Source organism: Vibrio sp. Vb0598, assembly GCF_033338935.1.
Lineage (GTDB): Bacteria > Pseudomonadota > Gammaproteobacteria > Enterobacterales > Vibrionaceae > Vibrio > Vibrio alginolyticus.
This window is the reverse complement of sequence record NZ_JAWOTP010000085.1, coordinates 1-1,643: the sequence shown is the minus strand read 5'-3', so window position 1 is coordinate 1,643 and position 1,643 is coordinate 1. Positions and strand designations below refer to the sequence as shown.

3 protein-coding genes and 1 pseudogene are annotated in these 1,643 nt (G+C 48.9%); 1 reads left to right on the top strand and 3 read right to left on the bottom strand.

Annotated features, from left to right (window positions below):
* Positions 1 to 210: 210 nt before the first annotated feature.
* Together R7Q38_RS23095 and R7Q38_RS23090 are read right to left on the bottom strand one after the other, a co-directional pair.
* A complete protein-coding gene (locus R7Q38_RS23095) occupies positions 211 to 390 on the bottom strand; it encodes a hypothetical protein (protein ID WP_140071649.1) in 180 nt (59 codons plus the stop codon).
* Positions 391 to 630: 240 nt separating this feature from the next.
* Positions 631 to 774, bottom strand: coding sequence for a hypothetical protein (locus R7Q38_RS23090; protein ID WP_225468280.1), 144 nt, complete (start codon positions 772 to 774; stop codon positions 631 to 633).
* A 417-nt stretch (positions 775 to 1,191) separates the two neighbouring features.
* On the opposite strand from R7Q38_RS23090, the gene R7Q38_RS23085 reads away from it, so the two are divergent.
* Positions 1,192 to 1,344, top strand: coding sequence for a hypothetical protein (locus tag R7Q38_RS23085; protein WP_318073678.1), 153 nt, complete (start codon positions 1,192 to 1,194; stop codon positions 1,342 to 1,344).
* Positions 1,345 to 1,524: 180 nt separating this feature from the next.
* Here R7Q38_RS23085 and R7Q38_RS23080 read toward each other — a convergent pair.
* Positions 1,525 to 1,643 (bottom strand): annotated as a pseudogene (locus tag R7Q38_RS23080) (TetR/AcrR family transcriptional regulator C-terminal domain-containing protein); the annotation flags it as partial.

Genomic DNA, 1,643 nt, shown 5'->3' with positions numbered 1-1,643 from the left:
TGCGGCTACGCCTTGACCCACCGCCTTGCTAGGGCTTTTTTCCACACACCTGGCGGATGTGTTCCAGGTCGCCTCCGTTGGACTCGCTGAACGCTCGCTATCAACGCGGTGGGTCAAGGCACATTCGCTCGCTCATTTTGCCTAGACGCGCGGGGCAAGCCCCCCACTGCGCTATCGGGTCGTGGGCTCCCCTGAACGTCTTGGGACGTTCTACGCTTGCGGCTCCCCCCTGTTGGGGTTCATCGGTAAGAGTTTGGCTTCAGTGGTTGAGTGGGGATATTCAGAAAAGTGGCCAGCCGCTTCGAGCATGCGTACTTCGTTTTTGATTTCCTCGATGTCTTTTTGGTATCGAGATTGGAAAGGTAGAACGTTGTGGTTTGTCTCTGTCATCGTGAAGGTACCCAAAGTTAGGAAAATGGCGTGTAAGGAGGATTTTTGGTTTCAAACCAGTTCGTGAGTTTTTGCCCTGTAAATCGCCTCTAAAGTGTCACAAACTTTCAAATCGATTTAGGGGTATTCTGCCTATCTAAAGTGTTAAAAAACGCTCCTAGCGCTTCTGAGGGCGTCAGATGGGCGTTTTTAGTGGCTAAGTTGGCTATTTAACATATGACCAATAATGCGCCCCAGAATTTAGACAATAGAAATCAATATAGCGATCTTCGCTTGTTGGAGTGGGATCGTTGTAATAACATAAACCCCAGATGTGAAAAAACCACCCTGCAAGGTGGTTTTTTCGGAAATACTTACGATTTCGCGGTCGGTAAGTCCTTTCATGATAGCTCATATCGTAAAAGCACTTCAAGTATTCCTGCACTCTGTTTGGATCAAGATGTTTTGGACAGAACGACGCGCATCAGCCACCGACCAAGGGAAGTCCGAAAGGTGGCAGGTAAAGGCACTAATCAGAACTAAGCGAAAAGCTCGATAATACCGCCCCTTGTAGCTGCTAGAGGGGACAAGCGGAAAAGGAATAACTGATTAGTGTTGTGTGACTCGGACGGGGGGCGAAAGCCTTTACACACAGCGCAGGGCAGCCCGAAAGGGTAAGAGAAAAAACTCCACGGAAAGCGACCATAGACGATATCCAAATCACTCAAAATCGAGTCGAAATGGGTAGGGGTCGGCGCAGCCGAAAGGGCAGTTCGCCTGCTTGCGGCTGCATTGCTCTTTCATCTTCTTGAGGTGTCTGTTATGAATTCTGCTGTTGAAATTATCCAATCTCGGATCAAGGTTCTCGAGCGTCAACGTGACAATGAAACGTTACCCCAGAACATCATGGCCATTAATTATGCGCTCACTGAGTTAGAAAGAGTGTTAGCTCATATTCAACATATGGAGCCTTAGACTTTTTATTTCATGGTTCGCGTGTGGGTAACTTTCGCTTGCGAATAGTTATCCATGCGTGAAGCCGACAAGCGAAGCGCGTCAGTGTTTTTTAAAGTGCTCCCGCGCTTCGCTTGGGTACTCGAACCGCACAACAACAGGGTGTCGTTGTGCGGTTCCGAGCTTAATTTTTTTGTTTTGCTATGCTTGGTTTTTTGTCCAAATCAATTCAAGACCGCCGATGATGAGAGCCAGGCCTCGCTCGAATGCCGCGTCCGGACCGCCTTCGTAGACGATTTTCATCGCGCTCTGTAGGCGCG

Excerpts from the sequence above, each read along its gene's own strand:
- R7Q38_RS23095 (WP_140071649.1), bottom strand. The coding sequence starts at position 390 with ATGACAGAGACAAACCACAACGTTCTACCTTTCCAATCTCGATACCAA.
- R7Q38_RS23090 (WP_225468280.1), bottom strand. The coding sequence starts at position 774 with ATGAAAGGACTTACCGACCGCGAAATCGTAAGTATTTCCGAAAAAACC.
- R7Q38_RS23085 (WP_318073678.1), top strand. The coding sequence starts at position 1,192 with ATGAATTCTGCTGTTGAAATTATCCAATCTCGGATCAAGGTTCTCGAG.